Below are 15792 nucleotides of genomic sequence, written 5' to 3'. Positions count from 1 at the left end.
CATACGTCAAGACTTGTTCGAAATGTTTCGAGCACCGTCCACCGCGGAATCCCATGGAACCGTCACAGGGGCTGCGCAACCGGAGGATAGGCGCTGTAATGGCCAACGTGGTCAGTGAGGGAGCTACGGCACGCAGAACGAGGACGCTGCGTGCCGAACTTGCCCTCAGGACGCTCGCCGCCGCTCCCTCCGCCCCCGACCGGCCGCGCCGCGTCCTGGAACAGGCCCTGGTCTTCACCGGAGCGGCGTTCGCCGGCGTGTACGTCCGCGGCACGACGGGCGATGTGCTGTGCCTGTCGGAGTCGGCCGGCGTGCCGAGGACCCTGTACGGGGTGAGGGACAGCTACCGCCTGGCCGGGCGTTCCCCGGTCGCCGACGCCTGCCGCACCGGGCGGGCCGTGTGGCTGGGACCCGAGGAGCTCGCCGGGCGCGCCGACTCGAGGCGGATGCCCGCCGGGGACGTGTTCCTGGCCGCGCTGCCGCTGCGCGGACCGGAGGGCGGCGCCCTGCTCGCCGTCACCGAGAGCCCGGCCGGCTTCGACAGCGAGGACCGCGAGTGCCTGGAGCTGATAGCCCAGGCCGTCGCCTGCCCCGCCGCAGCGGAGGCCGCGCACGGCGAGGAGCTGCCGCCGGACGCGTTCAGCCTGGCCATGGACAGCGGACGGGTGGAGGTCGGCGACGCCATCCTCGAGCTGTTCGCCCTGGGCCGGTCCGACTTCGACGGCAAGGTCGAGACGCTGCTCGCGCTGACCGTGCCGGAGGACCTGCCGTCGCTGATGTCCGTGGTCGAGGCCGACCACATGTCCATCGGCGAGCGCGAGCTGGAGTTCCGCGTCCTGCAGCCGGCCGGCCCGCCCAAGTGGCTGCGGCTGCGCGGCCGGCTGCTGCCCGGCGGCGAGGGCCGCCCCGCCCGGCTGGCCGGCACCGTCGCCGACGCCTCCACCCTGCGCCCCGGCATCACCGACGCCGCCCGCGTCCAGCGGCTCGCCGCCGCCCTGGCGACCGCGGGCACCGTCCGCGACGTCAGTCAGGCGGTGGTCGCCGCGCTGCGCAAACCGCTGCGGGCCGACCGGATCGCACTCGCCGAACTGGAGAACGACCGCCTGGTCGTCACCGTCCTCGACCCGCCCGAACCGGAGGCCTGGCCCGAGCTGTGGCGCCTTCAGTGGCGCACCGAATGGCCGGACGCGCCGGTGCGGGCCATGCCCACCCTGGCCGCCGCCCTGCGCGAGGGCCGCGCCCGGGTCTGGCCCGCCGACACCGCCCTGGAGCCGGCCCTCGCCGAGGTCGGCCCCGGCGGCCTCGCGGTCCTGCCGCTGCCCGCCGGGGGCCGCATGGCCGGGGCCTGCCTGATCGGCTGGGACACCCCGCACGACTTCGGCCCCGACGAGCGCGCCCTGCTCACCGCCTCGGCCGGCCTGGCCGGGCAGGCCCTGACGCGCGCCCGCGCCTTCGACGCCGAGCACGAGCTCGTCGGCATGCTCCAGCGCGCCCTGCTGCCCCGCCGCCTGCCGAAACTGCCCGGCGCCGAGGCCGTCGCCCGCTACCTGCCCGCGACAGCGGGCCTGGAGGTCGGCGGCGACTGGTACGACGTGATCCCGCTGCCCGACAACCACGTGGCCCTCGTCATCGGCGACGTACAGGGTCACAACGCGGGCGCCGCCACCCTGATGGGCCAGATGCGCACCGCTCTGCGCGCCTACGCCGCCGAGGGGCACCCGCCGGACGTGGTGGTCTCGCACGCCAACCGGCTCCTGCTGGACATGGAGACCGACCTGTTCGCCACCTGCGTCTACGTCGACGTCGACATGGAACAGGGCGCCGCCTGGTGCGTGCGCGCCGGGCACCTGCCCCCCGTGCTGCGCCACCCGGACGGCGGTATCGAGATCGCGGAGGCCGAGGGCGGTCCCCCGCTCGGCGTGCTGACCCGGGCCGACTTCCCGATGACCCCGCTGCGGCTCCAGCCCGGCACCGTGCTCGCCCTGACCACCGACGGCCTGGTGGAGTCCGCCGACGCCGACATCGACGAGGGCGTGGAGCGGCTCGCCCGCGACCTGGCCGGCGCCGACCCCGCCCACCTCGGCCTGGTCGCCGACGCCCTGCTCGGCGACGCCCGCCGCAACGACGACATCGCCCTGCTCCTCATGCGCTACGACGGCATGGCCGTACGCCCGCTCAGGGAGAGCTGGACGGTGTGGCGGGTGCCCGAGGCGGTCCGGCACGCGCGCCGCTTCACCCGGCGCACCCTGCGCTCCTGGGGCGTGACCGAGGACGCCGACGCCGCTCTCCTGGTCGTCTCCGAACTGGTCACCAACGCCCTCGTGCACACCGGGGGCCAGGTCCGCCTGGACCTCACCCTCGTCGACCGCAGGCTGCGCATCGCCGTCGCCGACGGCTCGCCCCGCACTCCCGTCAAGCCGGCCGGCATCGGCTGGGAGGCCACCGGCGGCCGCGGCATCCTCCTCGTCGAGGCCGTCTCGGCGGCCTGGGGCGCCCTGCCGGTCAGCGGCGGCAAGCAGGTGTGGAGCGAGATGATGCTCGGGCGGTGAGACCGCTCGCGGGAGGCCGCCACACGGGTGCGCCGCGCCCCGGCCACGGCAGGTCGCGGCCGCCGCGCATGCCACTCGTGCTTAGGGTCCTGGGCTGTGTCACACACCTTCGAAGAGCTCGTGGCCAAGCAGCGGGCGGCCGATGAGGCGCACAACCGGGTCGAACAGCTGCGCCAGAAGTACGGGCCGCCCGCCCAGGAGCGATGGACCGGACTGCAGAGCGAGACGTACGAGACGGCGTGGCGTGCCTGGCGCGACCTGGCCCGTGATCTGCAGGCCGCCCTGAGCGAGTACGCGAGCGACGAGGGCAGGCCGCGCACCGAGGTCGAGGCCGAGGTGGAGCGGGCGGCACACGCGGGCGGGGAAGCGGGCCAGGGCGGCGACGGCGGCCCGGGCGAGCCGTGAGTCCGGCACGGCGACCGCGCGACGAGCGCGGCCCGGCGGCCGGTGAGCGGTTCGCCGGGTTCCTGGACGCCCGGCTGCCGCTGTCGGACGCCGGGCGGCTGATGCGCAAGGCGTTCCCCGAGCACTGGTCGTTCCTGCTCGGCGAGATCGCCCTGTACAGCCTGGTCCTGCTGGTCCTGACCGGGGTGTGGCTGACCCTGTTCTTCCACCCGGGGATGCGGGAGGTGGTCTACGCCGGGCCGTACGCGCCGCTGCGCGGAGTGCGGATGTCGGAGGCGTTCGACTCCACCCTGCGCATCAGCTTCGAGGTGCGCGGCGGGCTGCTGCTGCGGCAGACCCACCACTGGGCGGCGCTGGTCTTCGTCGGCGCCATCGGCGTGCACCTGCTGCGGATCTTCTTCACCGGCGCCTTCCGCAGACCCAGGGAGATCAACTGGGTCATCGGCGTGACGCTGTTCGCGCTCGCCCTGGCCGAGGGCTTCGCGGGCTACTCGCTGCCCGACGACCTGCTCTCGGGCACCGGACTGCGCATCGCGCAGACGATCACGCTGTCCCTGCCGGTGGTCGGCACCTACGTCAGCTTCTTCGCCTTCGGCGGCCAGTGGCCGGGCGACGAGATCATCAGCCGTCTGTACAGCCTGCACATCCTGCTGCTGCCGGGCGCCCTGATCGCGCTGGTCACCGTGCATCTGATCCTGGTCTTCTACCTCAAGCACACCCAGTGGCGCGGCCCGGGTCGCGGCAACCGCAACGTGCTCGGCAAGCCGCTCCTCCCCGAGTTCGCCGCCACATCCGTGGGCCTGCAGTTCACCGTCTTCGGCGTGCTCGTCCTGCTCGCCGGCATCGCCCAGATCAACCCCGTGTGGACGTACGGCCCCTACACACCGCACCAGATCTCCACGGGCTCCCAGCCCGACTGGTACGTCGGCTTCCTGGAGGGCTCACTGCGGCTGATGCCGGCGTGGGAGACGAACGTCGCCGGTCACACCCTCATGTGGAACGTCCTGCTGCCGGCGGTCGTCCTGCCGGCGCTGCTGTTCGCCGTGCTGTACGCGTACCCGTTCGCCGAGCAGTGGCTGACCGGGGAGTGGCGCCACGAACAGCACCTGTGCGACCGGCCGCGTGAACGTCCCGTGCGCACCGGCCTCGGCGTCGCCGGGATCGTCTTCTACGGCGTGCTGATGCTGGCGGGCGGCAACGACATCATCGCCACCGTCTTCCAGATCTCGGTGAACGCGCTGACCTGGGTGCTGCGCGTCTCGCTCGTGCTGGGGCCCGTCGTCGCCTTCCTGGTCACCCGGGCACTGTGCCACGCCCTGCTGCGCAAGGAGCAGGAGGTCCTGACCGCGGGCGAGGAGACCGGCGAGGTGCGGCAGACCGTCGCCGGGGGCTACGAGAGCGGTCACCGCCCCGTCGAGCCGCGCCGCCCCGGAGCCCCGCTCCGTGCGGAGGTCACTCGCCCCGGTGCACGTACTGGAACGCCATCCCCCCAACCCCCCGAGCCAGCACCCCGAGACCGATGAGGAACAGCCACAGCCCGTAGACCACGCCCAGCGCGCCGACGGCGAAGCCCAGCGCGGTGATGATCGGCCAGGTGCTCTCCGGCGGGAAGAAGTCCAGCGGCCCCGCCGCGTCGGCCACCTCCGCCTTGGTGCGGTCCTGCGGGCGCGCTCCCCTGCGCCGGTACTGGATGAGGCAGAAGAAGGAGACCAGCGCCGCCATACCGCCGGCGATGACCAGCGCCGCCGTCCCGGCCGGCTCGCGCGACCAGAGCCCGTAGAGGGTCGCGGTGCTCCCGAAGAACAGCGCGACGCCGCCGAAGAGCAGGGCCTCGATCTTCATCGCCGTCCCTCCAGTTCCCCCCGCCGCACGACCGCCGGATGGTGCAGGTCGAACGCCGGGGACTCCGATCGGATCCGGGGCAGGGCGGTGAAGTTGTGCCGCGGTGGCGGGCAGGAGGTCGCCCACTCCAGGGCCCGCCCGTATCCCCAGGGGTCGTTCACGGTGACCTTCTCTCCGTGGCGTGCCGTGCGCCAGACGTTGTAGAGGAAGGGCAGGGTGGACGCGCCGAGCAGGAACGCCCCCGCCGAGGACAGCGTGTTCAGGAGGGTGAAGCCGTCGGTGGGCAGGTAGTCGGCGTACCGGCGGGGCATCCCCTCCGCGCCGAGCCAGTGCTGCACCAGGAAGGTCAGCTGGAAGCCGAGGAACAGCAGCCAGAAGTGGATCTTGCCGAGCCGTTCGTCCAGCATCCTGCCGGTGATCTTGGGCCACCAGAAGTAGAAACCGGCGAACATCGCGAACACCACGGTGCCGAACAGCACGTAGTGCAGGTGCGCCACGATGAAGTACGAGTCGGTCACGTGGAAGTCCAGCGGCGGCGCGGCGATGAGCACCCCGCTCAACCCGCCCAGCAGGAACGTCACCAGGAAACCGAACGCCCACAGCATCGGCGTCTCGAACGACAGCGACCCGCCCCGCGTGGTCCCGATCCACGCGAAGAACTTGATCCCCGTGGGCACCGCGATCAGATACGACATGATCGAGAAGAAGGGCAGCAGCACCGCGCCGGTGGCGAACATGTGGTGCGCCCACACCACCGCGGACAGCATGGTGATCGCGATGGTCGCCCCGATCATCGGCAGGTACCCGAACTGCGGCTTGCGGGAGAAGACCGGGACGATCTCACTGACGATCCCGAAGAACGGCAGCGCGACGATGTAGACCTCCGGATGGCCGAAGAACCAGAACAGGTGCTGCCACAGCAGCGCCCCGCCGTTCGCCGAGTCGTAGATGTGCGCCCCGAACTTCCGGTCCGCCTCCAGGGCGAGCAGCGCCGCGGTCAGCACCGGGAAGGCGGGCAGCACCAGGATCGAGGTGAACAGCACGTTCCAGGTGAAGATCGGCATCCGGAACATCGTCATCCCCGGCGCCCGCAGGGTCGTGATCGTGGCGATGAAGTTGACCGCGCTGAGCGTCGTCGACACACCCGTCACCACCAGCCCCATCACCCACAGGTCGCCGCCCGCGCCGGGGGAGTAGAAAGCGCTGTTCAGCGGCGCGTAGGCGAACCAGCCGAACGCCGCCGAGCCGCCGGGCACGACGAACCCCGAGACGACGATCAGCCCGCCGAACAGGTACATCCAGTACGACAGGGCGTTCAGCCGGGGGAAGGCCAGGTCGGGGGCGCCGATCTGCAGCGGCATCACCGCGTTGGTGAAGCCCGAGAACATGGGCGTGGCGAAGAGCAGCATCATGATCGTGCCGTGGACCGTGAAGAGCTCGTTGTAGGTCTGCTGGTTCATGAACTGCAGACCCGGGCGCGCGAGCTCGGCGCGCATCCCCATCGCCAGCAGGCCGCCCAGCAGGAAGAAGCAGAACGCCGTGACCATGTAGAGCTTGCCGATCACCTTGTGATCGGTCGTCGAGGCCCACTCCAGCAGCTTCCGGCCGAGCGGGACCGTGGGGGAGGAGCGATGCCCGGCGGTGTCGCTCTGCGCGGATGTTTCAGACATGTCCGTCATCGGCGGCGACGCTACCGCCCTGCTTCGCGGCCGGGACCGCGCCACGCCCTGACCGGCCCGGCGGGTGTCCGCCGGCCGGGGCAGGGTACCCGCGTCCCATGGACACCACCTGGTACGAGGCAGCCGCCGGGATCTCGGCCTTCGGGATCGTCGCCGTCGTCGTCGGCGGCCTGGTGATCGCCGCCGCCCTGGTGTGGGCCGTCCGGCTCGGAGTCAGGGTCATGCACAGCGAGCAGAGGCGGGGGACCTCCCGGGGCGGCGAACACCCGACGCTGCCCGAGTCCGGGCCGGTCCACGAGACCCATCAGCGGCGCGAGCCGGACGAGGTGCCCCGGGCCGAGGAGACCGGACGGCGCCTGACCCCGCACGAACTCGGCTCCTCCGGCAGCAGGCGCAGCGGGGACCAGAGCCGCCCGCGCTGGGACGGGGGCTCCAGCGGCTCGTTCGGCAGTGGAGGCTCCGGCGGCAGGTGACCCGGGGCGGGCGTACCGGGCGGGTTTTCCCCGGCCGCTTCCGGGGGACCCGGCCAGGGCCGCCCCACAGGATACGGACGCAGAAGGAAGATGAGGCGCCGTGACCGCGCACACCACTGAGAAACCCGTTGTCCAGCGCCCCGAGACGGGCTGGGCGGAGGCCCGCCGACTGCGGCGGAAGAGCGTGCGCACCTGCCTTCCGGCGGTCGAGGACCGCGCCGGCCCGCACCAGGACCGCACGGGCTCCGAGTGGAACATCGTGCGCGGCGAGGACTGACCGTGTGCGTCTGCTGCTGATGAGCGACACCCATCTGCCCAAACGCGCCAAGCAACTGCCCGCGCCCCTGCTCGCCGAACTCCCGCGTGCCGACGTCGTCTTCCACGCCGGGGACTGGGTCGACACCGCCACCCTGGACCTGCTGCATAGCCGCAGCCGCCGCCTGATCGGCGTGTACGGCAACAACGACGGCCCCGAACTGCGCGCCCGCCTGCCCGAGGTGGCCCGCGCCGACCTCGGCGGGCTGCGCTTCGGCGCCGTCCACGAGACCGGCCCCGCCCAGAACTGCGAGGCCCGCTGCGCCGCCCGCTTCCCCGACCTCGACGTGCTGGTCTTCGGGCACAGTCACATCCCCTGGGACACCACCGCGCCCACCGGTCTGCGCCTGCTCAACCCGGGCTCCCCGACCGACCGCCGCCGCCAGCCCCACTGCACCTACATGACGGCCCGCGTCAGCGACGGCCGTCTCACCGACGTGGAACTGCACCGGCTGCCGAGGTGACACACAGGAGGGCGGCCCCCTCAGGGGCCGCCCCAGGGTCACTCTTCCCTTTCTCGTTTCCGATTTCTCGGGGAGATCCGGGCCGCTTCGTGCGTGGAAGCGGCCCGGGCGCTGCGAGTGTGCGCTGTCACGGACCTCCTTCCAGCGGGTACGTGCCGCACATGTGCTGCAGAGGCCATGCATGCCTCATCCGTTGAAGGCGCACGTACCCGTCCCCCACGGGCCCACACCAACGAATCCGAAATTCCCGCGAAAAAATGAAAACCGCAGGTCACAGCGGAAACGGCGGCCGACTGACGGCTCATGTGCACCGCAAGTAACAGCCGATCCGCCCCCTTCAGGGGCGCCGGAGCCGGCGTACGCCCACGATCAGCAGCGCGACGACGACGGCCGCGCCCGCCGCCACGGCGGCACGCTTGGCCACCGGCACGCCGGCGGTGCGCAGCAGATCGAGCGGCTCGGGCTCCGCACGTTCCGCCGCGGGCTCCTCGCGAACCTCCGGGGCGCCCGCCGCGGCACCCTCGGCAGGCACGGGCGGCGGGGTCTCGGCGAGCCGCTCGGACAGGCACTCGGCGAACTGCCCCACCAGCCGGTCGCCCACCTCACCCAGCACCCCGCGCCCGAACTGCGCCGGGCGGCCGGTCACCGTCAGATCGGTGTCCACCGACACCGCCGTGCCGCCGTCGCGCGGCTGAAGCGTGCCCGTGACCGTGGCCCGTGCCGTGCCCTGCCCGCGCGTCTCCCGGCCGCTCGCGGCGAGCACCATGCGGTGGGCCGACTCGTCCTGCTCCTCGAAGACCGCCGTCCCCCTGTACGTCACCGTGATCGGACCCAGCTTGACCTTGACCGACCCGGTCACGGTCTTGCCGTCGTAGTCCTCCACGGCGGCCCCCGGCAGGCACGGCGCCACACGCTCGATGTCGAGGAGCGCCCGCCAGGCGTCGTCGACCGGGACGGGAACGGTGAACTCGTGGTGCAGTTCCATGACTTCCTCCTCGGACTTCAGGCGGAGCCCGTCGCGTGGACGGCTCCGGCGGTCGCGGTCAGGGGGGCGCCGGTGCCGCCCCAGCGCAGCGCGACGATCTCGGCCGCGACGGACACGGCCACCTCCTCGGGGGTACGGGCGCCCAGGTCCAGGCCCACCGGGGAGCGCAGCCGGGACAGCTCGGCCTCCGACAGGCCGGCCTCCACCAGCCGCTCCATCCGGTCCTGGTGGGTACGGCGGCTGCCCATCGCCCCGATGTAGGCGGCCGGCCTGCGCAGCGCCTCCTCCAGCAGCGGCACGTCGAACTTCGGATCGTGGGTGAGGACGCAGATCACCGTGCGCTCGTCGGTGTCCGTGCCGTGCAGATAGCGGTGCGGCCAGTCCACGACCACCTCCACGGCCGCGGGGAACCGCTTCGGCGTGGCGAACACCGGGCGGGCGTCGCACACCGTGACCCGGTAGCCGAGGAAGGCGCCGATACGGGCCACCGCGGCGGCGTAGTCGATCGCGCCGAACACCAGCATCCGCGGCGGCGGGGCGAAGGAGTGCAGGAACACCGTGACGGCGTCCTCGCGGCGCTCACCGTGCGCGCCGTAGTGCCTCAGCCCCGTGGCACCCAGGGCGAGTTCGCCGCGGGCGTCCGCGGTCACCGCCACGTCCAGGCCGGACGCGCCCAGCGTGCCCGCCACCGCCTTGGGCCACACCGCGAGCGTCGCCCCGCGCGGGGCCGGACCGTCGACCACGGTCGCCGTGGTCACCGGCTCACCGGCGGCGACGGAGGCGGCGACCGCGCCGAAGGTGGGGTCGGTCTCGGGGCTCACCGGCCGGACCAGTACGGAGATCTCGCCTCCGCAGGTGAGGCCGACCGCGAACGCGTCCTCGTCGCTGTAGCCGAAGGACGCCACCTGGGCCTCGCCGCTCGCCGCGACCTCCTGCGCCAGGTCGAACACCGCCCCTTCCACACACCCCCCGGACACACTCCCCACCACCTCGTCGTCCGGCCCCACCGCCATCGCCGCACCCGGCTCGCGCGGCGCGCTGCGACTCACCGTGACGACGGTGGCGAGCCCGAACGGCACCCGTGCCGCATACCACCGCTCCAGCACCGGAAGAATGTCCCGCACGCTCAACTCCTTTCCTGCGCATTCGTCGCGTCCGGGGTGTCGGCGCCCCGCACCACCGCCGCCAGCCGTTCCAGCGCGGCCAGGCTGTGGCCCTCCACGAACGCGTCCACACTGGGCAGCGCCGCCGCCATGCCGGCGGCGAGCGGGGCGTAGCCGGGGCGCGCCTTGCGGGGGTTGGACCAGATCACCCGGTGCGCGAGCCGGTGCAGGCGCCGCATCTGGGCGGCGAGCAGCCGCGGATCGCCCCGCTCCCAGCCGTCGGACAGCAGGACGACCACGGCTCCGCGGGCCATGCCCCGCTGGCCCCAGCGGTCGAGGAACTCCCGCAGCAGCTCGCCCAGCCGGGTGCCCCCGCGCCAGTCGGGCACGGCCTCGGCGACCGCGGCCATGGCCAGGTCCGGATCCCGGTGCGACAGCTCCCGGGTGACCCGGGTCAGCCGCGTGCCGATGGTGAACACCTCCGTGCGCCGCCCCCGGGCGGCGGCGTGCGCGAACCGCAGCAGGGCGTCGGCGTACGGCCCCATGGACCCGCTGACGTCGACGAGCAGGACGACCCGGCGGGGCCGCTCGGCGCGCGCGTGCCGCCGCAGCAGCGCCGGCTCGCCGCCGAGCCGCAGCATCTCCCGCACGGTGCGGTGCGGATCGACGTCCCCGCGCCGGGCCGGACGTCGCCGCGCGGTGCGCCGCGACTGCCCGCGCAGCGCGAACGCGGCCAGCAGCCGGCGCACCTGCGCGCGTTCCGCGGGATCGAGTCCGGCCACGTCGCGGTGGCGCAGGACCTCCGCGGAACTGGCGAGCGAGGCGACGGGCGGACCCTGCCGCTCCCCCTCGGCCGGCTCGGCGGGCGGCCCGCCGGGCGCGTCCCGCACGACCAGCCGCAGCCGGGGCGGCGGAGCGGCGGCCCGCGCAGGCCGGGCGGGGGGCACGTCCGCACCGAAGTAGGCGGCGAACACCCGCTCGTAACGCTCCAGGTCGTCCCGGTCCCCGCACAGCGTCAGCCGGCCGGCCCAGTACACATCCGCCCGCCTGCCGGGCCGCAGCACATCCACCGCCCGCAGAAAGGCATGCGTCCGCTCGGCACTCACCGCGACGCCGGCCGCCCGCAACGCCCGCGCGAACCCGAGCAGCACGGCGTCGGCGCGCCCACCCGGCCCGGGAGCCGAGGTTCCGGAACGGTCGCCGCCTGCTTCAGCGCGTCTGCGCCGTTCTTCCTGTGCTTCCGCCACGCCGATCACGCCCCCCGCCGTGCGAGGACCGCCGTGAAGTCCAGGCCGCGGGCGCGGTCCGTGTCCTCGCGGTACTTCAGCACCGAGCCGAGCGTGGCCACCGCCAGTTCCGCGTCGACCTCGGTGGCGCCGAGGGCGTCCAGGGCGCGGGCCCAGTCCAGGGTCTCGGCGACACCCGGGGGCTTGAGCAGGCCCTCGGCGCGCAGGGCCTGCACCAGTGCGGTGACCTGCTCGGCCAGCCGGGCCGACACCTCGGGCAACCGGCGGCGGACGATGGCGAGTTCGCGGGCGAAGCCGGGGTGGTCGAACCAGTGGTACAGACACCGCCGCTTCAGGGCGTCGTGCACCTCACGCGTGCGGTTGGAGGTCAGGACGGCCACCGGCGGCACCTCGGCCCGCAGCGTGCCGAGTTCGGGGATCGTCACCTGGAACTCCGACAGCACCTCCAGCAGGAACGCCTCGAACTCGTCGTCGGCGCGGTCGATCTCGTCCACCAGCAGCACCGACGGCTGCGTCTGCAGCGCCCGCAGCAGCGGCCGGGCGACCAGGAACCGCCGGTCGTACAGCTCGCGCTCCAGCCGGTCGGCGTCCCTGATCCCGGCCGCCTCGGCGGCCCGCAGATGCAGCAGCTGACGCGGGAAGTCCCAGTCGTACAGCGCCTGGGAGGCGTCGATGCCCTCATGGCACTGCAGCCGGATCAGCGGGGCGTCGAGAGCCTCGGCGAGGGCGGCGGCGAGCGCCGTCTTGCCGACGCCCGCGTCGCCCTCGCAGAAGACCGGCCGGTGCAGCCTGAGTGCCAGGAAGCAGGCGATGGCCAGCCCGTCGTCGACGAGGTAGCCGGTCTCCTCCAGGCGGGCCCGCACCTGCTCGGGGCTGTCGATGGGGGTGATCGGCGCTCACCCCATCCCGGCGGCGGCCAGGACCGCCCGCTTGGTGAGCACCCGCGCCAGGTGCGCCCGGTACTCGGGCGAGGCCGACGCGTCCCGCGACGGCCGCGTGCCCTCGGCCGCCTCCTGCGCCGCCCGCGCCACCGCCTCGGCGTTCCCGGCGCCGGCCAGCGCCTCCTCCGAGGCGGAGGCCCGCAGCGGGGTGGCGCCCATGTTGGTCAGCCCGATCCGGGTCTCGGCGATGTGCCCGTCGTCGCGCCGCACCAGCGCGGCCACGCCGACCATCGCCCAGGACTGGGCCACCCGGTGGAACTTCTCGTAGCGGAAGCCCCAGCCCTCCCGCTTCGGCACCCGCACCTCCACCAGGAGCTCGTCGGGCGCCAGCGCGGTCTGCAGGTAGTCCGTGAAGAAGTCGCGCGCCGGGATCGTACGCCGCCCGCCCGGGCCCACGGCCACCAGCTCGGCGTCCAGCGCCAGCACCACCGCGGGCAGGTCGCCGGCCGGGTCGGCGTGCGCGAGCGAGCCGCCGAGGGTGCCCCGGTGCCGTACGGCCGGATCGGCGACCGTCTCGGTGGCCTGGGCGAGAAGGCCCGCGTGCCGCCGCACCAGCGGGTCGTGGACCACGTCGTGGTGCGTGGTCAGCGCCCCGATGGCGAGCATGTCGCCGTCCTCGCGGACCCCGCGCAGTCCGGGGATCCGTCCGACGTCGACGACCAGCTCGGGAAAGGCCAGGCGCAGCCGGAGCAGCGGCAGCAGGCTCTGCCCGCCGGCCAGCACCTTCGCCTCCTCGCCCGCGTCGGCGAGCGTGCGCACGGCCTCGTCCAGGCTGGTGGGCCGGGCGTAGTCGAATGCGGGGGGAATCATGCCGAGGTCTCCTTCCGCGATGTGCCGGACGCACCGGACGTGCCGGACGGCTGCGCCGACCGGACGGCCTCCCAGACCCGCTCCGGTGTGCACGGCATCCGCACGTCGTGCACGCCCAGCGGCCGCAGCGCGTCCACGATCGCGTTGACGACGGCCGGCGTCGAGGCGATCGTGCCCGCCTCGCCGACGCCCTTGACGCCGAGCGGGTTGGAGGCGGCGGGCGTCTCGGTCCGGTCGGTGACGAAGTCGGGCAGGTCCGCGGCCGACGGCACCAGGTAGTCGGCCATCGTGCCGGAGACCAGGTTGCCCTCCGCGTCGTACACCGCCTCCTCGTACAGCGCCTGCGCGATGCCCTGGGCGAGGCCGCCGTGCACCTGCCCCTCGACGATCATCGGGTTGACCACCCGGCCCACGTCGTCCACGCAGACGTAGGACCGGATCCGGGTCTGCCCGGTCTCGGTGTCGACCTCGACCGCGCACAGGTGGGTGCCGTGCGGGTAGGAGAAGTTCTCCGGGTCCAGCAGGTACTCGGAGTTGAGGGTGGGCTCCATGCCCTCGGGCACGTCGTGCGAGGTGAACGTCTCGAAGGCGACCTCCTGGATGGTTTTGCGTGCCTCGGGCGAGCCCTTGACGGAGAACACGCCGCCCTTGAACTCCAGGTCGTCCTCGCTGGCCTCCAGCAGGTGCGCCGCCACCTTGCGCGCCTTCTCGACCACCTTCTCGGCGGCCCGGTGCACGGCCGACCCGCCCACGACCAGCGAGCGCGAGCCGTAGGTGTCCATGCCCTGCGGGGCCGCCTGGGTGTCGCCGTGCAGCACCTCGATGTCCTCGAACGGCACGCCGAGCACCTCGGAGGCGATCTGGCTCCAGGAGGTCACGTGCCCCTGCCCGTGCGGGCTGGTGCCGGTGACCACCTCGACCTTGCCGGTGGGCAGCATCCGGATGCTCGCCGCCTCCCAGCCGCCGGCCGAGTACCTCAGGTCCCGCAGCACCCGGCTCGGGGCCAGCCCGCACATCTCCGTGTACGTCGACACGCCGATGCCGAGCCGTACGGCGTCCCCGCGCTCGTCGCGCTTGCGCTGCTCGGCGCGCAGGTCGTCGTAGCCGAACAGGGCGAGGGCCTTCTCGGTCGCCGCCTCGTAGTTGCCGCTGTCGTAGGTCAGGCCCGCGATCGTGGTGTACGGGAACTCCTCGTGCCGGATCCAGTTTCGGCGCCGCACCTCCACCGGGTCCAGGCCCACCTCGGCTGCCAGTTCGTCCATGGCCCGCTCGATGGCGTACGTCGCCTCCGGGCGCCCGGCGCCGCGGTAGGCGTCGGTCGGGGTGCGGGTGGTGAACACGCCGGTGCAGTTGAACTCGTAGGCGTCCATCTTGTAGATCGCCGGGTACATGAACGCGCCCAGGATCGGGATGCCGGGCGTGACCAGCATCAGATAGGCGCCCATGTCGGCGAGCAGGTCGACCTTGAGACCGAGCAGCCTTCCCTCGCGGGTGGCGGCGAGCTCGATGTCCTGGATCATGCCGCGGCCGTGGTGGGTGGCCAGATAGCCCTCGGAGCGGGACTCGGTCCACTTCACCGGCCGTCCCAGCTTCCGCGCGATCGCGAGCGCGACGGCCTCCTCGCCGTACACCTGGAGCTTGGAGCCGAAGCCGCCGCCCACGTCGGGGGCGATCACCCGCAGCTTGTGCTCGGGGATGCCGGTGACCACCGACAGCATGATCCGCAGGATGTGCGGGATCTGGGTCGTCGAGTACATCGTGTACTCGCCGGAGGCGGCGAGCGGGGCGACGGCGACCGCGCGCGGCTCCATGGCGTTGGGGATGAGGCGCTGCTGCCGGTAGCGGCGCCTGATCACGACATCGGCGCGCTGCTTGACCGACTCGTAGTCCTCGCCGGTCCTCAGCGGCCACACGTAGGCGCGGTTGGTGCCCTTGTCGGCGTGGACCAGCGGGGCGCCCTCGGCGAGTGCCTCCTCCAGGTCCAGGACCGGGGGCAGGGGCTCGTAGTCGACCTCGATCGCCTCCAGCGCGTCGGCGGCGGCGTACCGGTCGCGGGCCACCACGACCGCCACCGGGTCGCCGGCGTGGCGGACCTCGTCGAGGGCGAGCGGCGGGTGGTCGGGCAGCACCATGTCCTCGGTGACGGGCCAGCCGCAGGGCAGCGAGCCGAGCCCCTCGGCGAGGTCGCGGCCGGTGAACGCGGCGACGACGCCGGGGCGTTCGAGGGCGGGGGAGACGTCGACGCGCTCGATGCGGGCGTGCGCCATGGGGCTGCGCAGGATGGCCAGGTGCAGCAGCCCGGTGACGCTGATGTTGTCGGTCCAGTTGGTCTGGCCGGTGATCAGCCGTGCGTCCTCCTTGCGGAGCCGGGCGCGGCCGACCTCGGGTTCGACGGCCTGGTCGGTCATGCCGTCACCTCCTGCGCGCTCTGCCGTTCGGAAGCGCTCGTGTCCTCGGCGACGGCGAGCACCGCGCGGACGATGTTCTGGTATCCGGTGCACCGGCACAGGTTGCCCTCGAGCGCCTTGCGCACCTCGTCGGAGCTGGGGTGGGGATTCTCGCGCAGCAGATCGCGCGCGGCCATGATCATCCCGGGGGTGCAGTAGCCGCACTGCAACGCGTGCCGCTCGTGGAACGCCCGCTGCAGCGGCGTCCATTCGCCGTCGCGGGCCAGCCCCTGGACGGTGGTCACCTCGCACCCGTCCGCCTGGACGGCCAGCACCGTGCAGCTCTTGACGCTCACGCCGTCCAGCTCGACCGTGCAGGTCCCGCAGTTCGAGGTGTCACAGCCGATCGGTGTACCGGTCAGACCGAGTCGGTCGCGCAGGTAGTGGACCAGCAGAAGACGGGGCTCCACGTCGTCCTCGTAGGCCGTGCCGTCCACCGTGACCGAGATGTGGGTCATGTGCCCTCCAGAGACCGTATGGGCGTGAGCGAGGGGAATCAGCGACCAGCGTGGTGTACGTCACTCTATGACCA

The 15792-nt window shown here is 73.1% G+C and carries 15 protein-coding genes; 6 read left to right on the top strand and 9 right to left on the bottom strand.

Annotated features, from left to right (window positions below):
• Positions 1-98 precede the first annotated feature (98 nt).
• From ACX25U_RS01440 to qcrB, 3 genes are all read left to right on the top strand, one after another.
• On the top strand, positions 99-2549 hold the full coding sequence (locus ACX25U_RS01440) for a SpoIIE family protein phosphatase (RefSeq protein WP_454388307.1): 2451 nt from the start codon (positions 99-101) through the stop codon (positions 2547-2549).
• 96 nt (positions 2550-2645) lie between these two features.
• Positions 2646-2954 carry a hypothetical protein gene (locus ACX25U_RS01435; RefSeq protein WP_454388306.1) on the top strand — a complete coding sequence of 103 codons (309 nt, stop codon included), beginning with the start codon at positions 2646-2648 and terminating at the stop codon, positions 2952-2954.
• On the top strand, positions 2951-4477 hold the full coding sequence (qcrB, locus tag ACX25U_RS01430) for a cytochrome bc1 complex cytochrome b subunit (protein ID WP_454388305.1): 1527 nt from the start codon (positions 2951-2953) through the stop codon (positions 4475-4477). Before ACX25U_RS01435 ends, qcrB begins: the two co-directional genes overlap by 4 nt.
• Here qcrB and ACX25U_RS01425 read toward each other — a convergent pair.
• Together ACX25U_RS01425 and ctaD are read right to left on the bottom strand one after the other, a co-directional pair.
• The gene (locus ACX25U_RS01425) at positions 4407-4796 is read right to left on the bottom strand and encodes a cytochrome c oxidase subunit 4 (protein ID WP_454388303.1); all 390 of its coding nucleotides are present in this window, start codon (positions 4794-4796) and stop codon (positions 4407-4409) included. The genes qcrB and ACX25U_RS01425 overlap by 71 nt on opposite strands.
• A complete protein-coding gene (ctaD, locus tag ACX25U_RS01420; RefSeq protein ID WP_454388301.1) occupies positions 4793-6466 on the bottom strand; it encodes an aa3-type cytochrome oxidase subunit I in 1674 nt (557 codons plus the stop codon). The genes ACX25U_RS01425 and ctaD overlap by 4 nt, the downstream gene beginning before the upstream one ends.
• 107 nt (positions 6467-6573) lie before the next feature.
• Between ctaD and ACX25U_RS01415 the strand changes: the two genes are divergently transcribed.
• From ACX25U_RS01415 to ACX25U_RS01405, 3 genes are all read left to right on the top strand, one after another.
• Positions 6574-6948 (top strand): DUF6479 family protein, encoded by a 375-nt coding sequence (locus ACX25U_RS01415; RefSeq protein ID WP_454388299.1) that lies wholly within the window; start codon positions 6574-6576, stop codon positions 6946-6948.
• A gap of 100 nt (positions 6949-7048) precedes the next feature.
• Positions 7049-7225 (top strand): hypothetical protein, encoded by a 177-nt coding sequence (locus tag ACX25U_RS01410; protein ID WP_454388297.1) that lies wholly within the window; start codon positions 7049-7051, stop codon positions 7223-7225.
• Between the two features lie 4 nt (positions 7226-7229).
• Positions 7230-7727 (top strand): metallophosphoesterase family protein, encoded by a 498-nt coding sequence (locus tag ACX25U_RS01405; RefSeq protein WP_454388296.1) that lies wholly within the window; start codon positions 7230-7232, stop codon positions 7725-7727.
• A 337-nt stretch (positions 7728-8064) separates the two neighbouring features.
• Here ACX25U_RS01405 and ACX25U_RS01400 read toward each other — a convergent pair whose 3' ends face one another.
• The 7 genes from ACX25U_RS01400 to ACX25U_RS01370 are packed head-to-tail and all read right to left on the bottom strand — an operon-like array spanning position 8065 to position 15718.
• Positions 8065-8712: an SRPBCC family protein gene (locus tag ACX25U_RS01400; RefSeq protein WP_454388294.1), complete on the bottom strand. Its 648-nt coding sequence runs from the start codon at positions 8710-8712 to the stop codon at positions 8065-8067.
• A 17-nt stretch (positions 8713-8729) separates the two neighbouring features.
• The gene (locus ACX25U_RS01395; RefSeq protein WP_454388292.1) at positions 8730-9836 is read right to left on the bottom strand and encodes an XdhC family protein; all 1107 of its coding nucleotides are present in this window, start codon (positions 9834-9836) and stop codon (positions 8730-8732) included.
• A gap of 2 nt (positions 9837-9838) precedes the next feature.
• Positions 9839-11062, bottom strand: a complete 1224-nt coding sequence (locus ACX25U_RS01390; RefSeq protein ID WP_454388290.1) for a vWA domain-containing protein — start codon at positions 11060-11062, stop codon at positions 9839-9841.
• 5 nt (positions 11063-11067) lie between these two features.
• On the bottom strand, positions 11068-11952 hold the full coding sequence (locus ACX25U_RS01385; RefSeq protein ID WP_454394756.1) for an AAA family ATPase: 885 nt from the start codon (positions 11950-11952) through the stop codon (positions 11068-11070).
• 6 nt (positions 11953-11958) lie between these two features.
• Positions 11959-12813, bottom strand: coding sequence for an FAD binding domain-containing protein (locus ACX25U_RS01380; protein WP_454388288.1), 855 nt, complete (start codon positions 12811-12813; stop codon positions 11959-11961).
• Complete coding sequence (locus ACX25U_RS01375) at positions 12810-15221, bottom strand: xanthine dehydrogenase family protein molybdopterin-binding subunit (RefSeq protein WP_454388286.1); 2412 nt, start codon at positions 15219-15221, stop codon at positions 12810-12812. The genes ACX25U_RS01380 and ACX25U_RS01375 overlap by 4 nt, the downstream gene beginning before the upstream one ends.
• Positions 15218-15718, bottom strand: a complete 501-nt coding sequence (locus ACX25U_RS01370; protein ID WP_454388284.1) for a (2Fe-2S)-binding protein — start codon at positions 15716-15718, stop codon at positions 15218-15220. The genes ACX25U_RS01375 and ACX25U_RS01370 overlap by 4 nt, the downstream gene beginning before the upstream one ends.
• Positions 15719-15792: the final 74 nt, after the last annotated feature.

Source organism: Streptomyces sp. JNUCC 63 (genome assembly GCF_054366325.1).
The sequence above is the reverse complement of the archived record's forward strand: the minus strand, read 5'-3'. Positions and strand labels throughout refer to the sequence as shown.

Bases quoted from the DNA above. Each gene is read 5' to 3' on its own strand.
- ACX25U_RS01440 (WP_454388307.1), top strand. From the start codon at position 99: ATGGCCAACGTGGTCAGTGAGGGAGCTACGGCACGCAGAACGAGGACG.
- ACX25U_RS01425 (WP_454388303.1), bottom strand. From the start codon at position 4,796: ATGAAGATCGAGGCCCTGCTCTTCGGCGGCGTCGCGCTGTTCTTCGGG.
- ctaD (WP_454388301.1), bottom strand. From the start codon at position 6,466: ATGTCTGAAACATCCGCGCAGAGCGACACCGCCGGGCATCGCTCCTCC.
- ACX25U_RS01415 (WP_454388299.1), top strand. From the start codon at position 6,574: ATGGACACCACCTGGTACGAGGCAGCCGCCGGGATCTCGGCCTTCGGG.
- ACX25U_RS01400 (WP_454388294.1), bottom strand. From the start codon at position 8,712: ATGGAACTGCACCACGAGTTCACCGTTCCCGTCCCGGTCGACGACGCC.
- ACX25U_RS01380 (WP_454388288.1), bottom strand. From the start codon at position 12,813: ATGATTCCCCCCGCATTCGACTACGCCCGGCCCACCAGCCTGGACGAG.
- ACX25U_RS01375 (WP_454388286.1), bottom strand. From the start codon at position 15,221: ATGACCGACCAGGCCGTCGAACCCGAGGTCGGCCGCGCCCGGCTCCGC.
- ACX25U_RS01370 (WP_454388284.1), bottom strand. From the start codon at position 15,718: ATGACCCACATCTCGGTCACGGTGGACGGCACGGCCTACGAGGACGAC.